The organism is Thiolinea disciformis DSM 14473 (assembly GCF_000371925.1).
GTDB classification, from domain to species: domain Bacteria; phylum Pseudomonadota; class Gammaproteobacteria; order Thiotrichales; family Thiotrichaceae; genus Thiolinea; species Thiolinea disciformis.
The window spans coordinates 56,973-75,897 of record NZ_AQVE01000003.1 but is presented as its reverse complement, the minus strand read 5'-3'; the positions used below and the strand labels follow the sequence as shown (position 1 = coordinate 75,897).

At 45.7% G+C, this 18,925-nt stretch carries 17 protein-coding genes; 12 read left to right on the top strand and 5 right to left on the bottom strand.

Annotation, left to right across the window (positions count from 1 at the left end; genetic code table 11):
• Both A3IE_RS21835 and A3IE_RS0103235 read right to left on the bottom strand, forming a co-directional pair.
• Entirely contained in the window at positions 1 to 3,642 is a 3,642-nt protein-coding gene (locus tag A3IE_RS21835; RefSeq protein WP_020394149.1) for an OmpA family protein, read from the bottom strand.
• A gap of 56 nt (positions 3,643 to 3,698) precedes the next feature.
• Positions 3,699 to 4,109, bottom strand: a complete 411-nt coding sequence (locus A3IE_RS0103235) for a hypothetical protein (RefSeq protein ID WP_020394148.1) — start codon at positions 4,107 to 4,109, stop codon at positions 3,699 to 3,701.
• 314 nt (positions 4,110 to 4,423) lie between these two features.
• Between A3IE_RS0103235 and A3IE_RS21830 the strand changes: the two genes are divergently transcribed.
• Together A3IE_RS21830 and A3IE_RS0103225 are read left to right on the top strand one after the other, a co-directional pair.
• Complete coding sequence (locus A3IE_RS21830; protein ID WP_051062466.1) at positions 4,424 to 6,586, top strand: Ig-like domain-containing protein; 2,163 nt, start codon at positions 4,424 to 4,426, stop codon at positions 6,584 to 6,586.
• Positions 6,587 to 6,697: 111 nt separating this feature from the next.
• Positions 6,698 to 7,282 (top strand): redoxin domain-containing protein, encoded by a 585-nt coding sequence (locus A3IE_RS0103225; protein WP_020394146.1) that lies wholly within the window; start codon positions 6,698 to 6,700, stop codon positions 7,280 to 7,282.
• On the opposite strand, the gene A3IE_RS0103220 is transcribed toward A3IE_RS0103225, so the two are convergent.
• Both A3IE_RS0103220 and hspQ read right to left on the bottom strand, forming a co-directional pair.
• On the bottom strand, positions 7,221 to 7,934 hold the full coding sequence (locus A3IE_RS0103220; RefSeq protein WP_020394145.1) for a sulfite exporter TauE/SafE family protein: 714 nt from the start codon (positions 7,932 to 7,934) through the stop codon (positions 7,221 to 7,223). The genes A3IE_RS0103225 and A3IE_RS0103220 overlap by 62 nt on opposite strands.
• Positions 7,935 to 7,939: 5 nt before the next feature.
• Positions 7,940 to 8,257: a heat shock protein HspQ gene (hspQ, locus tag A3IE_RS0103215; protein WP_020394144.1), complete on the bottom strand. Its 318-nt coding sequence runs from the start codon at positions 8,255 to 8,257 to the stop codon at positions 7,940 to 7,942.
• 203 nt (positions 8,258 to 8,460) lie between these two features.
• On the opposite strand from hspQ, the gene ggt reads away from it, so the two are divergent.
• Positions 8,461 to 10,257: a gamma-glutamyltransferase gene (ggt, locus tag A3IE_RS0103210; RefSeq protein ID WP_020394143.1), complete on the top strand. Its 1,797-nt coding sequence runs from the start codon at positions 8,461 to 8,463 to the stop codon at positions 10,255 to 10,257.
• Positions 10,258 to 10,266: 9 nt separating this feature from the next.
• On the opposite strand, the gene A3IE_RS0103205 is transcribed toward ggt, so the two are convergent.
• The gene (locus A3IE_RS0103205) at positions 10,267 to 11,415 is read right to left on the bottom strand and encodes a tRNA nucleotidyltransferase/poly(A) polymerase-related protein (RefSeq protein WP_020394142.1); all 1,149 of its coding nucleotides are present in this window, start codon (positions 11,413 to 11,415) and stop codon (positions 10,267 to 10,269) included.
• A 199-nt stretch (positions 11,416 to 11,614) separates the two neighbouring features.
• On the opposite strand from A3IE_RS0103205, the gene A3IE_RS0103200 reads away from it, so the two are divergent.
• The 9 genes from A3IE_RS0103200 to dacB all read left to right on the top strand — a co-directional run bounded on the left by A3IE_RS0103200 (position 11,615) and on the right by dacB (position 18,921).
• On the top strand, positions 11,615 to 12,889 hold the full coding sequence (locus tag A3IE_RS0103200; RefSeq protein WP_020394141.1) for an NAD(P)/FAD-dependent oxidoreductase: 1,275 nt from the start codon (positions 11,615 to 11,617) through the stop codon (positions 12,887 to 12,889).
• Positions 12,890 to 12,987: 98 nt separating this feature from the next.
• Complete coding sequence (gene nadC, locus A3IE_RS0103195; RefSeq protein WP_020394140.1) at positions 12,988 to 13,833, top strand: carboxylating nicotinate-nucleotide diphosphorylase; 846 nt, start codon at positions 12,988 to 12,990, stop codon at positions 13,831 to 13,833.
• 3 nt (positions 13,834 to 13,836) lie between these two features.
• A complete protein-coding gene (lptM, locus tag A3IE_RS22405) occupies positions 13,837 to 13,965 on the top strand; it encodes an LPS translocon maturation chaperone LptM (RefSeq protein WP_020394139.1) in 129 nt (42 codons plus the stop codon).
• Positions 13,965 to 15,212: a diaminopimelate decarboxylase gene (lysA, locus tag A3IE_RS0103185; RefSeq protein ID WP_020394138.1), complete on the top strand. Its 1,248-nt coding sequence runs from the start codon at positions 13,965 to 13,967 to the stop codon at positions 15,210 to 15,212. Before lptM ends, lysA begins: the two co-directional genes overlap by 1 nt.
• A gap of 110 nt (positions 15,213 to 15,322) precedes the next feature.
• A complete protein-coding gene (locus A3IE_RS0103180) occupies positions 15,323 to 15,631 on the top strand; it encodes a FecR family protein (protein ID WP_020394137.1) in 309 nt (102 codons plus the stop codon).
• Between the two features lie 135 nt (positions 15,632 to 15,766).
• Positions 15,767 to 16,285, top strand: coding sequence for a pantetheine-phosphate adenylyltransferase (coaD, locus tag A3IE_RS0103175; protein WP_020394136.1), 519 nt, complete (start codon positions 15,767 to 15,769; stop codon positions 16,283 to 16,285).
• 71 nt (positions 16,286 to 16,356) lie between these two features.
• Entirely contained in the window at positions 16,357 to 16,608 is a 252-nt protein-coding gene (locus tag A3IE_RS0103170; RefSeq protein ID WP_020394135.1) for a YfhL family 4Fe-4S dicluster ferredoxin, read from the top strand.
• 61 nt (positions 16,609 to 16,669) lie between these two features.
• Positions 16,670 to 17,377, top strand: coding sequence for a tRNA (N6-threonylcarbamoyladenosine(37)-N6)-methyltransferase TrmO (tsaA, locus tag A3IE_RS0103165; RefSeq protein WP_020394134.1), 708 nt, complete (start codon positions 16,670 to 16,672; stop codon positions 17,375 to 17,377).
• 50 nt (positions 17,378 to 17,427) lie between these two features.
• On the top strand, positions 17,428 to 18,921 hold the full coding sequence (dacB, locus tag A3IE_RS0103160; RefSeq protein WP_020394133.1) for a D-alanyl-D-alanine carboxypeptidase/D-alanyl-D-alanine endopeptidase: 1,494 nt from the start codon (positions 17,428 to 17,430) through the stop codon (positions 18,919 to 18,921).
• The last annotated feature ends 4 nt before the right edge of the window (positions 18,922 to 18,925 follow it).

Below are 18,925 nucleotides of genomic sequence, written 5' to 3'. Positions count from 1 at the left end.
TTACTCCTGAATTTTTAGCTCGACGCGACGGTTTTGCGCACGACCATCCGCCGTTGCATTATCAGCAATAGGATTTTCTGGTCCATAACCATTAGCGGTCAGTGTTGATTTAACACCTTTGCTAATTAAATAGTCGCGTACCGCATCCGCACGGCTTTGAGATAAGGCTTTATTCTTATCTGCATTACCGACATTATCCGTATAACCACTGACTTCAATCTTTAGCTCGGGATGACGTTCCAAGGTTTTGGCGGCCTCATCCAAAATAGGCAGGGATTGTTCAGTCAAACGATTCGAACCGGTTTCAAAGGTAACACCCTTCAAACTAATATTCTCTGCTTTGGCGCAGCCCACCGTATTCACTTCGGTATTTGCGGCTGAATTCGGGCACAAATCATCGGCATTTGGCACACCATCTAGGTCTTTATCATTGTTCGCGTTTTCAATACGATTCGCTAACTTATCCTTTTCTTGTTGCAAGGTTGTGTAATTTTGAGTGAGCTCTTCTAGCTTACGATTCATTTCTGGAATAGCAGCCACTTGTTCATCCAAGGTTTTCACTTGGCCTTGTAGCTTTTCCAAATCCGCTTGACGGGTAGCCAATTGCGTATTCAATTCACCTTCTTTGGCCTGACTGTCAGCTAATTGTTTTGCCAACTCATCTTGCTTGGCTTTGCTCGCATCCAAATCACTTTGCAAGGTAGAGCAGGAAGTTTGTAAGGTGCCTAACTCCGTAGTGAGTGCGTTTTTCTGGGTACTCGCTTCTTCAACCTGCTTATTAAGATCCGTCTCTCTCATTTGAGCATCTTTTAACTCCTTAATCAGCTGTAACATGCTATTTTGCATAGCAGGATGCTGTTCTTTTAAGGTACTCAATTCCGTGGTCAAAGTGTTCTTTTGACTATCTAGTTCAGCTAATTGTGTATTTAACTGCTTTTGCTGAGCCTCTGCCTCTGCCAATTGCTTAGCTGCTGCATCGCGTGCAGCTTGTTGCTCTGCCAATTGTTTGCTAAGAGCCTCTTGTTCTGCTTGGTTAGCTGCAATTTGTGCCGCCAAATCATCACGTGCTTTAGTGGCTTCGCCCAATTGCGTTTGTAAGCTAGCCACTTCAGCTTTAGCTTTTTCCAAGTTTTGCGCCAGCGCTGTGTTTTCTGCTTTGCTTGCTTCAAGCTGTTGATTGAGTTCAGTCTGTTGCTTTTTACTGTTCTCTAATTCGACAGCTAGACCCGTAATCTTGCTTTCCACCTCAGGCTGCATTTGCGGGGCTTCGAGCAGGGTTTGGGGTGCTTGGGGCGCTAATTCAGGCACTTTGTTTTCTAGCTGTGCCACTTTGGTTTGTGCTTCTTGTAAGCTTTTATTTAAAGCTTCACGTTGCGATTCACTAGCTTTCAACTGCGCGTTTAACTGATCTTGCTGAGCTTGGCTGGCCGTAATTTGCTCTTGCAATTTAGCTTGTTCGCCTTTGCTTGCTTCCAGTTCAGCTTGCAGTTTTGACTGTGCAGTTTTACCGGCTTCCAATTCAGACTGAAGCTTAGCCTGTTCGCCTTTACCGGTTTCTAGCTCCGTTTGTAATTGAGCCTGTGCGGTTTTGCCTGCTTCTAAATCAGCCTGCAACTTTGCCTGCGCTTCTTTACCCGAAGCTAATTGAGCTTCCAATTCGCTTTGCTGCGTTTTTTGCGCTGCTAGCTGTTGTTGCAGCTCCGTTTGTTTGGCGGCACTGGTTTGTAATTCGAGTTGCAAGTTGCTGATGCGGCTTTCAACTGCTGGATTAATCGCTTCAAAGCTATTCAGCTTGATACCCAACGCTTGCTGCTGTTTATTGCTTTCGAGTAACTGATTGGCTAACGCTTCTTGGCTGGCTTTGCGCTCTGCAATCTGTTTTTGCAGCGCAGCATTTTCACTATCCAGTTGCGCTAATTGCGCTTGTAATGTACTGCTTTGATCACGTGCACCCTTAAGATCAGTCGCTAAACTCAGGAATTTGCTTTCCAGCTCCGGCTGCATTTCTTTGGCGCTGAAAACGCGTGCTTCTAACACTTGAGTCGTTTGTGCTTTTTCCGCAAGCTGAGCATTTAAGCTATTAACCTGAGATTCCAGAGCCGGAAGACGACTATTCGCTTGCGCTAATTGATTTTGCAATTCAGCAATCGTCTTATCCTTGAGCGCTAAGGTTTCGTCAGCCAAATTAGGCTCTGGAGCTTGTGGTACTTGTAATAAGGTATTGGCTTGTGCAGCCGCTTCACTATTCGCTTGTTTGGCGTTGGCTAAATCAGTTTCTAACGCTTTGAGCCTATTTTGCTCTTCGTTTAAACGAGTAGTTGCTTGCGCTAATTGCGTTTGTAACTCGGCAATGGTCTTTTCTTTGAGCGCTAAGGTTTCATTGGCTACGGTAGTGTCAGCGGGTGCCATGGGCACGGTTAAGTCGGGCTTATTCGCCAAAGCATTTAGCTTAGCTTCCAAGGCCGGTAAACTACTGCTCGTTTGCGCTAATTGTGCTTGTAACTCAGCAATCGTTTTATCCTTAAGCGCTAAGGTTTCATTGGTTACAGGATTAGTAGTGTCGGTGGGTGCTAGAGGAACGCTTAAGTCGGGTTTATCCATTAAGGTATTTAGCTTAGCTTCCAAGACCGGTAAGCTATTGCTCGTTTGTGCCAATTGCGCTTGTAACTCAGCAATCGTTTTGTCCTTAAGCGCTAAAGCCTCCTTCATGGCTGTATTATCAGGTGGTGCTAAGGGAACGGTTAAGTCAGGCTTATTGGCAAGGGCATTAAGCTTGGCTTCTAAAGCGGGTAAACTGCTGGTGGTTTGGGCTAATTGATGTTGTAACTCAGCAATGGTTCTATCTTTTAAGGCTAAAGTTTCAGGTTCACAGATAGGTGCTGCAGATGCTTGTGGAACGCTTAGCAATGCCTGAGGTGCTTGAGGCACTTGCTGGGCTTCAGGGGTAGGCATAGGGGCCATCGGCGGCATAGCCTGTTGCATCGCCATGGGTGGCATCATTGGCTGTTGTGGCATAGCAGGCTGCATCGCCATGGGCGGCATCATCGGTGTAGCGCCCCAGAGCGGTGCAGGTGCAGCTGGCATTGGGGTGGCTACGATAACACCACCCGGTGGATAACCTAAACTTTCTGGCGTAGCGCCCGAGTGAGGATCAATCGGATACATGAAAGCACGCATTCCGCCAGCGCGATTGGAGGAAGGTTCGTCTGCTCCCATCGCATACTCTTCATCAGCGTCATGACGCCCAAAACGATTGCCACGGTCGCGCCCATCTTGATCATTATCACGTGGCTCAGCGCTTTCTTCCGCTGACTCATCATTCATTAAAGCATTATCCGCTTCTTCAGTAGGAGCGCTAGCAATAGCATCAGGTGTTGTGGGTACTATTTCAGTATTTTCTAGTCCAGGGCCGGGCGGAGCAGGTGGTAAGTCATTGTTACCTTCACTTGCAGCAACCATTCCCATCTCACTAGGGCCAGGTGGCGGCGGTGGTAAAGCATCTGCTTGATCGACCCCCGCTTCGAAGCCCGGCGGAGGCGGAGGAGGAGGTAAGTTGGCTGTGCTCTCTTGCCAATGTGTTTGAGCTAGGACGGACACTGATACAAAGGTAATGAGTATCAGGCTTTTAGAAAATAGCTGCATACCGTTGTCCTCATAATTTAAAAGTAGTAGTTAATAGCGTCAAACATGGTGCGGTATTATTTTCCGCCTAGCGATAAATCGCGCCGTGCTGCTGAGATGGTAATTGTAAAACCAGCAATTACGTCTAAAAAGGACATAGCTGATAAAATCAGGAATACTGAGTTTCCTCCCCATGGATAGATCAGCCAGATCACTAAATAGCCGATTAATACGCAAGTTGATAGTAAGTGGTCAATGATAGTCACTTCTGACGTGCGTGTCGCTTTAAAAACTTCAATATATAGAACTAATACGCCTGTCAAGACCCAAATATCACCCCAAGTAGGTTTCCAGCTTGCCTTGGATGGTAGATGAATGGTGAAGAGCACATCGTTCAAATGTGCTGGAAAATAATTCATTTGGGCAAAAAACCAATAGATGAATAGCAAAATTCCAAATAAAGGAATGAGTTGTAATGATTTTATCATGGCTATAACTCGCCTTAGTTAGCTAACACGCTCCATCCTTGCGTGTTTGGGGCATGATTGTAAGTCTAAAGTGTCGTTCGTCAGGTAAAATTCGATCACTTGCCATACATCTCGTAAGATTCCTGCTGGTAGCATTATAAATGCAAATCTTTGAAATCAGGAGCTTGGAGTCATCCTGACTCAGGTAGTTTGTCGTTTAGCTGCAACATTCACAGGATTCTGTGGCCTGAATACTGCACAGTATACAGCATAAAAGTTTAAAAGGTTTGTCGGTCGGGCTACATAACAATAACGATAAGTTGAGATTAGGGGCTATGAACAAGAATAAGGGCAAATCCTTAGGGTGGATTTTTCTGCCCATCCTATTTTCTTCCGCCACAGTACTAGCAGGTCAGCCATCCGCTAAGGCTCCCGTGACGCATCAACAGGATATGAATGCTGCTGAGCAAGCGAGCGCTTTGAGTCAAAGCGAATCTGGGTTTTGGGATGAAGCACAAGAAACGAATAGCCTCAATTTAAACTATGTCGGTGGCGACACGCGTATTGGCGTGGGTTTCGATACAGAATATAAAGGCCGTGCCGATGTGAAGCATACTTTCTCGTCGAGTGAAAGTTCTAATACCAGCGGGGAGGCTTGGATTGGTTTAAATCCGACCGCTGAGAGTGGTGAGGATAAGCTCACTGGCATGGGCGCAAAAATCAATCATAACTGGGTACAGAGCGATGAGCGTGGGCAGCCCAGTTATGTGCATAAAGTGTTCGGGGCTTATGATCAAAATGCTGCCAAAGACGGCAAAATTAGCGTGGGCTACGGGCAAGAGCGCGAAGATATGTTTTGGTCAGCTAATGTCAGCAAAGGTCTGTCGGATATGCGTTTAGTAGGCGAGACTTCGGATACTAAACAATTGGTGTATGAAAAAGCGTATGACTATGGAGTAGGGGGACGAGTTGGTAAATTTTTTGCTGATCCTCTATTACGTGTTCAAGGCGGTTTTGATTATGAATGGGGATCTGATTATGCCAGCTCGGAAGATAAGCCTGCGCAGATGACCGTAACCGGTAATGTTGAAAAGTTCTTCATTGATTCGCCGCATAGTGTGGGGGCGAATGTTGAAATTACTAAAGCCCAAGGCGGTTTAGTGGGTGAGGAAAAGGGCACGGATGTGCGTGGGAATGTGAATTATCGCTATGAGTTTGGTGGTGAAGGTGTTTATCAGCCTGCTGAACGTTATCGGCGTGTGCGGGTAGAAATTCCGGGCAAGACGGAAAAGATTGTTAAGAAAACTGCGCCCAAAATTGAGCGTAAGTTAGTCAAGCATACGATGGAGCTAGAAGCTGATACCTTCTTCGAAAAAGGCAAAGCGGTTCTGAGTCCTTCCGCCCAGCAGCGTCTAACCGGCGTCATTGCGCGAATTCGCGATACGGGCTATGAAGGTAATATTCGCATTACGGGTAACACCTGCGATTTAGGCACTACTGAGGCCAATCAAGTGCTTTCAGAAAAACGCGCAGCTGCGGTTCGGGCGTTTATGGCTGGACAAGGTTTTCAACAAGATACCTTATTGGCACTCGGATTGGGTGAGACACAGCCAAAGTATCCCAATACAGATGAATCACGCTACAGAAATCGCCGTGTTGATATTGAATACGTGACTTACGAAAATCAGTATACCGATAAAGTGGTGGAGGCTGGCGGTGAAGAGGTTAGGGTGATTAGCCAGCCTCAAGTAGTTTGGCGCAAAGAGCTTATTCCTTCACCACCTGCTTGGGTCGGTCAAGCGTTGCATAATAATATTCAATATAAGCAATCTATTGATACTTATCGCACCTTAGGGACAGGCGCCGGTTCTTTTATTAAAGATCCGAGCAATAAGCCTGTTGCAGTAGTAGATGATAAAATTGAGGTAGAACAGGGTAAGTCGGTCACGGTTGATGTATTAGCGAATGACTATGATGCTAAAAAAGAGCAGATTGTCATTGTGGATTACGAAAAAGTCAGTGTTAAAGGTGGCGCGGTTGCTCTAGTCAATGGCAAGTTGGTTTATACACCTGTAGCAGATTTCGTAGGAACCGATAGCTTTAAATATTGGATTAGTAATCAATCGGGCAATACGGCCGAAGGTACTGTTTCTGTGCAGGTTGCAGCGCCCTTTACTCCAACCCCATTGGCTGCTTTCGATGATGGCAAAAATGGCGAAGCTGGTTACAAGTTTTACCTGCCTGATAGTTTATATGTGACGAAAGAGTTTACCTTGCCTGTGTTGAGTAATGATGTGGGGGATGGCTTGAAGTTAGTATCGGTTGATATGCCTCCGGCTTACGGCTCTACGCGCTTTAGTGATGATAGACAAAAAATTATTTACTCAGCACGTAGTGGTTACTGTGAAGATCATACCTTTACCTATACAGTAGAGGACAAATATGGCAATAAAGCCACAGCTAAAGTTTATATCGATGTAGTCGAAACGCTAGATTGAAATACGCAATAGGGCTTACATAAACTATGCTAAGGGCGGCAGCTTACAGGCTTGCTGCCCTTTGGCTTGATAGGGCTTTTCCCAATTATTAATCAGGAAGATAAATCGACAATGGGGCAAGTAGAGGGAACTAGGAAAAAACGTCGTTGGGTATGGATCGTGGAGCTGGCCATTGTAGTAGGGGTAATCTGGGGGATTCGCGCTTGGCAACAACAAAACCTAGTCGACGGGGTAGCTCCCGATTTCAGTCAAAAAACGCTAGATAATAAAATTATTAGTCTAGCCAATTATCGCGATAAACCGGTGATGCTGCATTTTTGGGCTACTTGGTGCGCTATCTGCGAAATGGAGCAAGGCGGTATCAGTAAGGTAGTGGAGCACTGGCCGGTAATTACGATTGCTTATGATGATGCCAGTGAAGCGGATGTCAGCAAGTACATGGAAAAACAAGGTATTAAGCAGTGGACAACCGTGCATGATCCTAAAGGGGAGTTGGCACGTTCCTATGGGGTATCAGTGTTGCCAACGACTTATATTTTAGATGGACAAGGGCGGATTCGTTTTCACGAAGTGGGTTTTAGCTCGAGTTGGGGCTTACGCTTACGTTTATGGTTGGCCGACAATTGGTTAAGTACTAAGGCGGAGGCGCCAGTGCCTGCCAAACCCGCCACAGCATCAACCAGCCAAACCCAATAACGACTAGCCCAGCTGCACGTTTGACCCAGAGCTTGCGTGTCCAACGTGTAACTTGTTGAGCCAATGCGCCCATAATTAGAAGATTGGGCAAAGTGCCCAAGCCAAAAGCCAGCATGAGTAAAGCACCTTCTAAAGCGCTTCCTGCGGATAAGCCCCAAATCAAAATACTGTAGACTAGGCCACACGGTAGCCAACCCCAAACCATGCCGAATGGCAAAGCTTGGCTTATAGTCTGAACCGGCATAAAGCGGCGGCCCAAGGGTTCAATTTTTTTCCAAAACCCTATGCCCGCTTTTTCCACATAGCCAATCCCATGCCAAAAGCCACCAAGGTATAAGCCTAAGGCGATCATGAATAAAGCAGCAATAGTTTGCAGTAGCACTTGGGCTTGCTGTAGGTTGGCGAGTGATAAGGTTGCTGCCCCTAAACCACCAGCCAGTGCACCTGCGACCACATAACTAAGAATACGCCCAAGGTTATAAGATAATTGCAAAGAGAACTGCTGAGCGCTGGTCTGCTTTGGGTGTTGTTTTTGGCTAAAACCTAGGGCGCTCACAATACCGCCGCACATGCCTAAGCAATGAACACCGCCTAATAAACCAACTAAAAACGCTGCTAAATAACGCGATGACTCAAGGGCAGCTAAATCCATTAGGATTAATTAATACTGTGACGGGATTGATAATGACCATCTTGATAGCCGACGAAAAAGTTATCTAAGAGAGGATGGTCGACAGGATCGTCGGAATTGTCAGACTCTAAATTGCGCTGTGCAACATAGGCCACGCGCCCATCTTCATCAATGAGTACGTGATACCAAGGTTCATCACGTGGTAGAGCGCCTGTCTTAGTATGTTTTTCATACCACTCTTCACTGCCCTTAAATTCAGCATCTACATCGAAAATCACACCGCGATAGTCAAATAAGCGATGGTGAATAACTTGTCCAATGGAGAAGATTGCTTGCTTGTTCATCGTATTCCATTCATATCAACTTGCCCATGTTCACAATATGCGGGCTTTATGCACACTTATCAAGAGGTGACTTTTACCTATAAGTAATAGAACCTGTTTAGTATTAACTGAAAGCGCTTTGGTGATTTTTAATGCGTTATGCTCTAACCTGAGTAAGCCAAACTGCAATTCAGCATTGGCTCAGTTTTCAGAGGAGAGTCTTTATGTCCAAACAACACCGGTTGAAGCGTCCTTCGCTTAAGCTGCCTCGCTTAAGTCGTTTGTCTTTGGGTCTATGTTGTGCTTTATGGGGTGTAGTGCCCACTGCTTTTGCTTTACAAACTAGCGATGTGATTGCGCCCCAAGTGGCTGACACTAATCAGCAAAAATCACTGGTCAAAGCTTCCAAATTCATGTTGGCAACGGCTAATCCCTATGCCACACAAGCTGGTTTTGAAGTCTTACAAGCGGGTGGTAATGCGGTAGATGCTGCAATTGCAGTGCAATTAGTCTTAGGTTTAGTCGAACCACAGTCCTCGGGCTTAGGCGGCGGTGCGATTGCTATGGTTTGGGATAATAAACAAAAAAAATTATATGCCCTAGATGGGCGTGAAACAGCGCCGATGGGGGCAACGCCCACGATGTTCTTGGATGATAAAGGCGAACCTTTAAAATTTTTGGATGCGGTGATTGGTGGTAAATCCGTGGGCACACCGGGGACACCAGCTTTATTGGGTGCCATGCACAGTACGTTTGGTAGCAAGCCTTGGCCTTCTTTATTTCAATCCGCGATTGTTTTGGCGGAAAATGGTTTTACTGTTACTGATCATATGGCTCAGCAAGTTGCCGAAAATGCTGAGGGTTTAAAGCAGTTTGCGGGCACAAGGGATTATTTCTTTACTAAAGAGGGAGCACCATTACCGGCTGGCTTTAAGCGCGATAATCCAGAATATGCCAAAACTTTGAAATTATTCGCTGAAAAAGGTGTACAAGCTTTTTATGGCGGTGAGTTAGGACAAGCGATTGTTGATACCGTTACCCAGTCGCCAGTGAGTCCGGGCACTTTATCCATGGCTGATTTCAAGCGTTATCGGGTAGCCATGCGTGAAACGGTGTGTGTGCCTTATCGTGCACATGATGTTTGTGGTATGGGGCCACCCACTTCTGGCGGTATTACGGTAGGGCAGATTTTGGGTTTACTCCGCCCCTTTGATTTAAAAGGACTCGGCCCGAATAATCCAGAAAGTTGGCGACTGATTGGTGATGCCTCACGTTTAGCCTTTGCGGATCGCGGCCGTTATATTGCAGATAGTGATTTTGTACCCGTACCGACCCAAGCATTGATCAATGAAGCGTATTTAGCAGAGCGTGCAAAATTGCTCCAAGACGGTAAGCGTTTGGAAAAAACCGAACCTGGTAATCCAACGCCGAATGCGGCAGCGGCATGGGCAGATGATGAACCTTTGGAACTACCATCCACGAGTCACTTTGTGGTGGCCGATGCCCAAGGTAATATCGTTTCTATGACAACCACCATTGAAAATGGCTTTGGCTCACGTTTATGGACACGCGGCTTTTTATTGAACAACGAGCTAACGGATTTCTCTTTCAAGCCCGAAGAAAATGGAGCGCCCGTTGCCAATCGTATCGAACCGGGCAAACGTCCACGTTCTTCTATGTCACCCACTATTATCTTTAAAAATGGCAATCCCTATATGGCGATTGGTTCTCCCGGGGGAAGTCGCATTATTAACTACACCGCCCAAGCGATTATTGCGCATCTGGATTGGGGCATGGATGTACAGCAAGCCATAGCGATGCCGCATTTAGCCAATCGTTTTGGTGATTATGATGTGGAAGAGAAGACTTCGGCCGTTGATATGAAAGCGGGCTTAGAAGCGCTAGGCTATAAGGTTAATGTGACCAATATGAATTCTGGCCTGCATGGTATTGTTTATACCGCAGAAGGGATTCAAGGCGGCGCTGATCCACGCCGTGATGGCACTGTGCTGGGTGAATAAACGTAGTTGTTAGTGATAATTGCCTGCCGCCAGCAAAGCTAAACGTTGGCGGCGGATTTCCTGTTTAATAGCCTCGCCTTTAAAGCCTTGTTGTAAAATATTTTGTATATCAATTTGTTGGCATAAATCCAATTGCTTTAAAATATGCGCTGCGCTTGGCCAAGTTTGATTGATTACAAGGCTCAAGTCGCTAGCGTGTGCCACTTTTAGCAAATCTTTTAGGCGATCAGGTTTACGAAAAGCGTCGGTTTGTTCCAATAAGGCTAATTGTTGTTCAGGAGTTTGGCTTAAGTGAGAGTGAAGCTGTGGCGTAAATTGTGCCGCCAATAAGGCCAATTCACGAAAGCTATTTGGACTACGATAACGCCCACTAAGCGCCTCAATGGCATTTACACTCAAGCACTGCACTAAAGCTGCCCAACGAATTTCGGGTTTTATACTAAGTTGTACTGCCCGTTGTAAGGCTTCTAAGGCGGTTTGTCGTTGCGTTGTGGTGAGAGCGGCCAACTCAGGAAATAAAACAGCCAGTGCATAACACGCTTCTAAGGTTTGGAAAAAAGCTTCAGGCTGGGGTTCCTGCAGTGCTTTAACTAATTCCTGCCAGACGCGCTCTGCGACTAAACTATCCACCTCGCCAGTGGTTACTAACTCGCGCATTAGGTCTAGGGTTTCGGGTGCGATCTGAAAACCTTGTCCTCGATAACGTGCCATAAAGCGCGCCACACGCAAGATACGCACAGGGTCTTCGGCAAACGCAGGCGAAACATGACGCAGGATACGATGTTTTAAATCATTCAAACCGCCATAATAATCAATCACTTGCCCATTTTGGTCTTCAGCAAGCGCATTAATCGTTAAATCACGCCGCTGTAAATCGTCTTTTAGGGTTACAGTGGCATCACTACAGGTTTCAAAGCCATGATAACCCCGTGCGACTTTGCGCTCGGTTCTAGCAAGGGCATATTCCTCGTGTGTGACGGGATGTAGGAACACGGGAAAATCTTTGCCCACCGCTTGATAGCCTAGTTGTAGCATGATGTCGGGTGTCGCGCCTGTGACCACCCAATCGCGATCTTTGGCCGTAATGCCCATGAGGCGGTCGCGCACCGCACCGCCAACCAGATAGAACTGAAGAGGTAGAGATGCCTCAGTATTCATAGTCCAATTTGAGTATTGTCAAAATGCTTGAACATAACACGCTAAATCAACAACGGGTATAGGGTTTTAAGGGATAGTGCGGTTGACGGTCAATTTTATTTATGCTGTCATCCGAGCTTAATAAAAAAGCTGAGACGGATGGTTGGAGAAGGAGCCTACGCGCGTTTGCGTGTAATTCTTGGATTACGAGGAGTTAAAGATGGCACATATTGTAGTATTAGGCGCTGGCACGGGCGGTATGCCCGCTGCTTATGAGTTTCGGGATGCGTTGGATAGCCAGCACACCATTACTGTTATCAATGAACGGGATTATTTTCAGTTTGTTCCTTCCAACCCTTGGGTGGCTGTCGGCTGGCGCAATCGAGCCGATATTACTTTCCCCATTGAGCCTTATCTAAATCGCAAAAATATCAATTTTATTACAGCACGCTGCACCAAACTTGATCCAGAAAACAATCAATTAGAGCTGGATAATGGTAAAACCGTGCAATATGACTATTTGATGATTACCACAGGTCCAAAGTTATTTTTTGAAGAAGTCGAGGGTGCAGGGCCACATGGTGGTCATACACATTCGGTTTGTTCTGTGGATCATGCCGAAAAATTATGGGCGGATTATCAAAAGTTACTGGAAAAAGGCAGTGGTCATATCGTTGTTGGGGCGATGCCCTTTGCCAGTTGCTTTGGTCCAGCTTATGAGTTTGCCTTTATTGTTGATGCGGACTTGCGTAAACGCAAAATGCGTCATAAATATAAAATGACTTATGTGTCTTCAGAGCCTTATGTGGGCCATTTAGGCTTAGGTGGTGTGGGTGACTCCAAAGGGATGTTGGAAAGTGAGCTACGCAACCATCATATCGATTGGATTATTAATGCTAAGACTACCAAAGTTGAAGCGGGCAAAATGTTTGTCGATGAGTACAACGCTGAAGGTGGTACAGTTAAGAAAAGTCACGAGATCAGCTTTGACTTGGCGATGATGTTGCCTTCCTTTAAAGGGGTTGATGCAGTAGCGGCGGTCGAAGGACTTTGTAATCCACGTGGTTTCGTGATTGTCGACGAATTACACCGTAGTCCTAAATTCAAAAATATTTATTCTGCTGGCGTTTGTATTGCGATTCCACCCGTCGAAACAACGCCCGTCCCCACAGGCGCACCGAAAACCGGTTATATGATTGAGTCTATGGTCACTTCTGCGGTACATAATATAGCAGACGAGTTAGCCGGTAAGCAGCCACATACTACAGGTACTTGGAACACGATCTGTTTGGCTGATTTTGGTGATACTGGCGCTGCTTTCGTAGCCCTACCTCAATTACCGCCACGCAATGTTGCTTGGTTTAAGAAAGGTAAATGGGTACACATGGCGAAGGTTGCGTTTGAAAAGTATTTCATTCGTAAGATGAAGAAAGGAAGTTCCGAGCCATTTTACGAAAAGTCGATCTTAAAAATGCTAGGTATTACACGCATTTAGGATCGATAAGTCGAATCCAGATGATCAGGAGTCTGGGCTTTTGTGACGGGAGATGCTAAATAAGCATTTCCCGTTTTTTATTGTAGGTCGTGCGCTCTATGCTGCTCTCTATTAGTCCTGAACAAATTGCTGCGTCCGCAGCCAATGCCTTAGCAGAAGATGTCGGTACGGGTGATGTTACCGCAAGCCTAATTGCTGCTGAAACCCAAGCCCATGCTTATGTATTGTGCCGTGAAGCTGCAGTTTTATGTGGGGTTGCTTGGTTTAATGCTGTGTGCCAGCAAGTGGATGGGCGCATCAGTGTAAAGTGGCATTTTAAAGATGGTGATGCCATTGCCGCGAACGCTGTTATTTGCGAGTTACAAGGTTCAGCACGCTCGTTGTTAACGGCTGAGCGTAGTGCACTAAATTTTGTCCAAACCTTATCCGGTACTGCTAGCAGTACGCGCCGCTATGTAGATTTAATCGCTCATACCCCTTGTAAGATTCTAGACACCCGCAAAACCTTACCCGGTCTACGTCTGGCACAGAAATATGCCGTACTCTGTGGCGGTGGTGTTAATCATCGTATTGGTTTATATGATCGTGTCTTAATTAAAGAAAATCATATTGTTTCAGCAGGCTCGATTACAGCAGCAGTACAACAAGCGCGCAGCCTTTATCCGCATTTATTGGTGGAAGTGGAAACCGAAAATTTAGACGAATTTGCTGAGGCTAGCGCTGCACGCGCCGATATTATTATGTTGGATGACTATAGTTTGGATTTGATGCGCCAAGCGGTGCAGCTTAATCAAGGCAAAATCCCTTTGGAGGCTTCTGGCGGTGTGAATTTAACCACTGTGAAAGCTATTGCTGAAACAGGTGTGAATTTTATTTCAGTGGGGCAAATCACCAAACATGTACAAGCTATTGATTTATCAATGCGCTTCGATTTTAAGAGCTGAGTGATGCGAGGCTTCATCGAAAAGCTTGGCCTTGTTATGATACTCAGCCTAGTGGTAACGGCTTGTGGTAGTAAAGGGCCTTTGTATTTGCCGAAACCGGATTCTCCACCCAAACAAGAGCGCAAACCTTAATGGATTATTTTAATTATCGTGATGGCGAATTATACGCCGAATCTGTTCCCCTGACGGCAGTCGCTCGTGAATTTGGTACGCCTTGTTATGTGTATTCACGCGCCACCTTGGAACGCCATTGGCATGCTTTTAATTCGGTCTTTGGTTCACATCCCCATTTAGTATGTTATGCCGTCAAGGCCAATTCAAACTTAGCGTTATTAAATTTATTTGCGCGTCTTGGTTCTGGTTTTGACATTGTGTCACGTGGTGAATTAGAACGTGTATTAAAAGCAGGTGGTGATCCTAAGAAAATTGTATTTTCGGGCGTAGGGAAAACAAGCGATGAAATTAGCCACGCTCTCACCATCGGCATTCGTTGTTTTAATGTCGAATCAGAAGCAGAATTGGAGCGTATTCAAGAAATTGCTCAGGCTCTAGGCAAAATAGCGCCGATTTCATTGCGGGTAAATCCTGATGTGGATGCCCAAACGCATCCTTATATTTCCACCGGCTTAAAAGAAAATAAATTTGGTATTGCCATTGAACAAGCGGAGCAGGTTTATTTACGGGCGGCGGCTTTACCGAATATTGCTGTGCATGGCATTGATTGTCATATTGGTTCACAACTATTGAATCTGGAACCCTTCATGGATACTTTGGAACGCCTATTACAGTTATCTGATCGCTTGGCTGAACGAGGGATTGATATTCAGCATTTGGATTTAGGCGGTGGTTTGGGAGTGCGCTATAATGAAGAATCACCACCAGAACCTGCCGATTATCTACAAAAAGTTTTAGCCAATCCGCGCTTGAAGAAATATGAAATTTTAGTAGAGCCGGGGCGTGCAATTGCGGCAAATGGTGGTATTTTATTAACGAAAGTCGAGTATTTAAAACCGAGTGAACACAAAAACTTTGCGATTGTCGATGCGGCAATGAATGACCTTATTCGTCCTTCTTTGTATTCCGCGTGGCAACAAATTATTCCGGTCATACCCCATGATAATCTGGGTTTAGCCACTTACGATGTAGTGGGGCCTATTTGTGAAACGGGAGATTTTCTCGGTAAAGATCGCCATTTAGCCATTCAATCCGGTGATTTATTGGCAGTCCGTTCGGCGGGAGCCTATGGGTTTAGTATGGCCTCTAATTATAATTCACGCCCCCGCGTGGCTGAGATCATGGTGGATGGTGAGCAAATGTATTTAGTGCGCCAGCGTGAGACCCTTGAAGATTTATGGCGCGGTGAGGCTCTATTGCCTTAATTCAGTAGGAACTTAGATTTTCCTAAGCAGATGCGTAGAAACCGTAAGCAGATGAACTGCTTTGTTCTATGCTTAGTAACGAATGGACCATTAACAAAAGGAGTTGGTTTATGGGACAACAAAAAACGGAAGCGATTCAAATCGGCGCTGTGCTATCTAAACGTGGCAAAGTAACCGCCATGCGTAGTGGCGATGAAATGCGAATTTTAAAACGCGGCGATGCGATTTATAGCGATGACACCGTGAGCACGGTCAGAGGCGCCACTTTGCAGCTCAGGATGAAGGATCGCAATATTGTCATGCTGCGAGGTGGCAGTTCATTTCGCGTCAATCAATACCAGATGGAAACGCCTTCAGCCGAGGTAAAGCGTTACGATTATGCGGGAGGCGAATTAAGACCCAGCCGCAAAGGTCTATAAGCATTCTTTCTTCGTGAATGCAGAAATTAGACTTTGTCGCCCATTCTTGTGCAATGCACAAGAATGGGCTAGAACCTTTAAAAAGAGCATGTTACAGTCTTAACCCAAATTCTTTAACGTGATTGGCGGTGTGGGATGGGATTAATCGCAGTATATCCGGGAACTTTTGACCCTTTAACCAATGGTCATCTGGACTTGATCAAACGTTCACAACACCTGTGTGATAAAGTGATTGTAGGTGTCGCTGCTAATCCCAAAAAACGCCCTTTTTTTACATTAGAAGAGCGAGTCGCTTTGATTCAACACGAAATTATGAATCATAATTTGACTGAGCGTGTTGAAGTTATTGGTTTTGAGAGTTTATTGGTTGAGTTTGCACGCAAATGTAATGCACAAATCCTGATTCGTGGAATGCGCGCCGTTGCTGATTTTGAATTTGAATTTCAATTGGCTAGCATGAATCGTACCTTAGCCCCTGAGGTGGAGTCGGTGTTTTTAATGCCCGGTGAAAAATTCTCTTTTGTGTCCTCAACCTTAGTCAAGGAAGTCGCCAAACTGAATGGGGATATTTCACGTTTCGTGACGCCGAATGTACTCAAAGCACTACAAGAGCGGCTCAAGTTAATTAACGAAGGCGTTGATGTGCCGGATTGATTCTGGTTAATGTTATTTGTCGAGAAGCCTTGCTAGAATCGCTGCACTTTAATTACTAGGAGCCTTATTCTATGGCGTTGATGATAACTGACGAATGCATTAACTGCGATGTCTGTGAACCAGAATGCCCCAATAATGCGATTTCTCCGGGGGATGAAATTTATGTCATCGACCCTAAGCGTTGTACCGAATGTGTGGGGCATTACGATGAGCCGCAATGTGTTTCAGTATGTCCAGTGGATTGTATCCCCAAAGACCCTGAGCATGTTGAAAACAAAGACCAATTAATGCTCAAATATAAAGATTTAATGGCCAGCAAGTGAGTTGCGCTCTCAATAAACGTTTTATAAAACGCTCGCTCAGCCGAGCGTTTTTTATTTTGTCATGGAAGTAACCCTTAAACCGATTGGTTGTATCCAATCCTGCTACCGCGAAAAATTTGGTATTCCGCGTCAGCCAAACTTAGTGACAGAAGCTCGAGCTAGCTTATGGCTGGAGCCGCCCTTTACCCTTGATGCGGTAAGAGGTTTGGAAGCCTTTAGTCATGTCTGGTTAATTTTCTTATTTCATACTACCGAAGCTCAAGGGTGGCATATGACCGTGCGTCCCCCGCGTTTGGGTGGCAACAAACGTGTGGGGGTGTTTGCGACGCGTTCTACGTTTCGCCCAAATGCCTTGGGATTATCGGTAGTGAAATTAGAGCAGATTCAGCTAGTAGGCGCACAAGTAGTGTTAGGCTTGTCGGGGATGGATTTGCTGGATGGAACGCCAGTATTGGATATTAAGCCTTATATACCTTATGCTGATGCGATTCCTGCAGCTCTGGCTGGTTTTGCGCAACAGGCGCCACCCGAGTATCCGGTAGTTTTTTCGGAGCAGGCGCGCATGGACTGCACACAAAAAAGTGCGCAGTGGAATTGTGATATAAACTTACTGATTCGCCAAATATTAGCGCAAGACCCGCGCCCAGCTTATCGTGCACACGACGGGCTAGATACACGACGCTATGCAATGAAGTTATACGATTTTGATGTGCATTGGCAGTATACAACCCATGGGATTGAAGTATTGAGACTAAATGATCTCTCCTAAGCATATCCTATGGGTTTTTAGTTGGCTTGTTGGAATTTATTTTAAAAACAATGTTTAAGACACTTTATACGCTGCTGTTACTCGGTGGAATCCTCTCATGGTCTTCGCACAGCGATGCTAATTTATTAATTACGGCAGGTGTGGTGCAGCCTTCCTTGCCGCCCGCAGAACAACCCGTCATTCGCCAACAGCAAACGCAGGATTTGCCCGCGAGCATTGCGGACTATCTGAAGCAAAAAAATGTCCCTGCGGATGCCTTAAGGGTTTTTGTGCAAGACGTAAATGCCGATGCACCGTTGTTGTTACATAATGCGGATCTAGTTTCTAGTCCCGCCTCCGTAATGAAGTTGCTCACGACTTGGAGTGCGATTAAAACTTTGGGTCCTGCTTGGACTTGGAGTACTGAGGCTTGGGCAAGGGGTGAGATTCACGATGGTGTGCTAAATGGTGATTTAATCATTAAAGGTTATGGCGATCCTTTTTTAGTGTATGAGTCTTTTTGGCAGTTTGTGCATGATTTGCGCCTAAAAGGCTTAAGGGAAATTCGCGGTGATATTATTATTGATAATAGTTTCTTCGATATTCCAGCAATTGATCCCGCCGCTTTCGATGGTCAGCCTGAGCGCGTTTATAATGCACCACCTTCAGCGGCTATGTTCAATTTCCAAGCTAGCCGTATTGTTTATAACGCCAACCCAGCGGCAGGCAAAGTTGATCTAGCCATCTTCCCTGCGCCACGCGGTGTTACGGTGGATAATCAATTGAAATTAGTGGAAGGTGATTGTTCACGCGGCAATGCACGTCCTATTGTATCGCGAACCTCTAGTGGAACCATTATCGCGCGCGGTAATTATGCGATTTCATGCGCCTCACAAAGTACAACCATGGTGTTGTCGACTCCGGAAGAGTTGGTGTATCAAGCCTTTGCTGATTTTTGGACGCAATTGGGCGGTACTTTAACGGGCTCTTATAAATTAGATGCTGTAAAAAGTGGTGATAGGCGTCTGCATGTGCATGTGTCTTCGCCTTTAGCAGAGCAAGTGCGCCTTATTAATAAGTGGAGTAATAATGTCATGACCCGACAATTATTACTCACGATGGGGGCAAAATTATTTGGTGGAAAAGCGACTTTGGATAAAGGTCGTGCGGCGGTGCTGTATGTTTTAAAGCAGCAAGGTATTTCCACCGATGGCATTATTATTGATAATGGTTCAGGCTTGTCACGGGCGGAGCGCGTTACAGCGCGCCAATTAGGGCAATTATTACAGGTTATCTGGCGCGACCCTTATATGCCTGAGTTATTGAATTCTTTACCCCTTTTAGGGCAGGATGGTACTTTAGCAGGACGTTTTCGACACAGTGAGTTACAAGGGCGTGGTCGATTTAAAACGGGAACTATCGATGGTGTTTCTGGGCTTGCTGGATATTTACTCACCCGCAGCGGTAAACGTATGCAGATAGTAATTATCTTTAATGGCAGTCAATCGGGCGCGTATGGACAAGCTGTGCAGAACATGTTGCTGGAATGGGTGTTCGAGCAATAAAAGG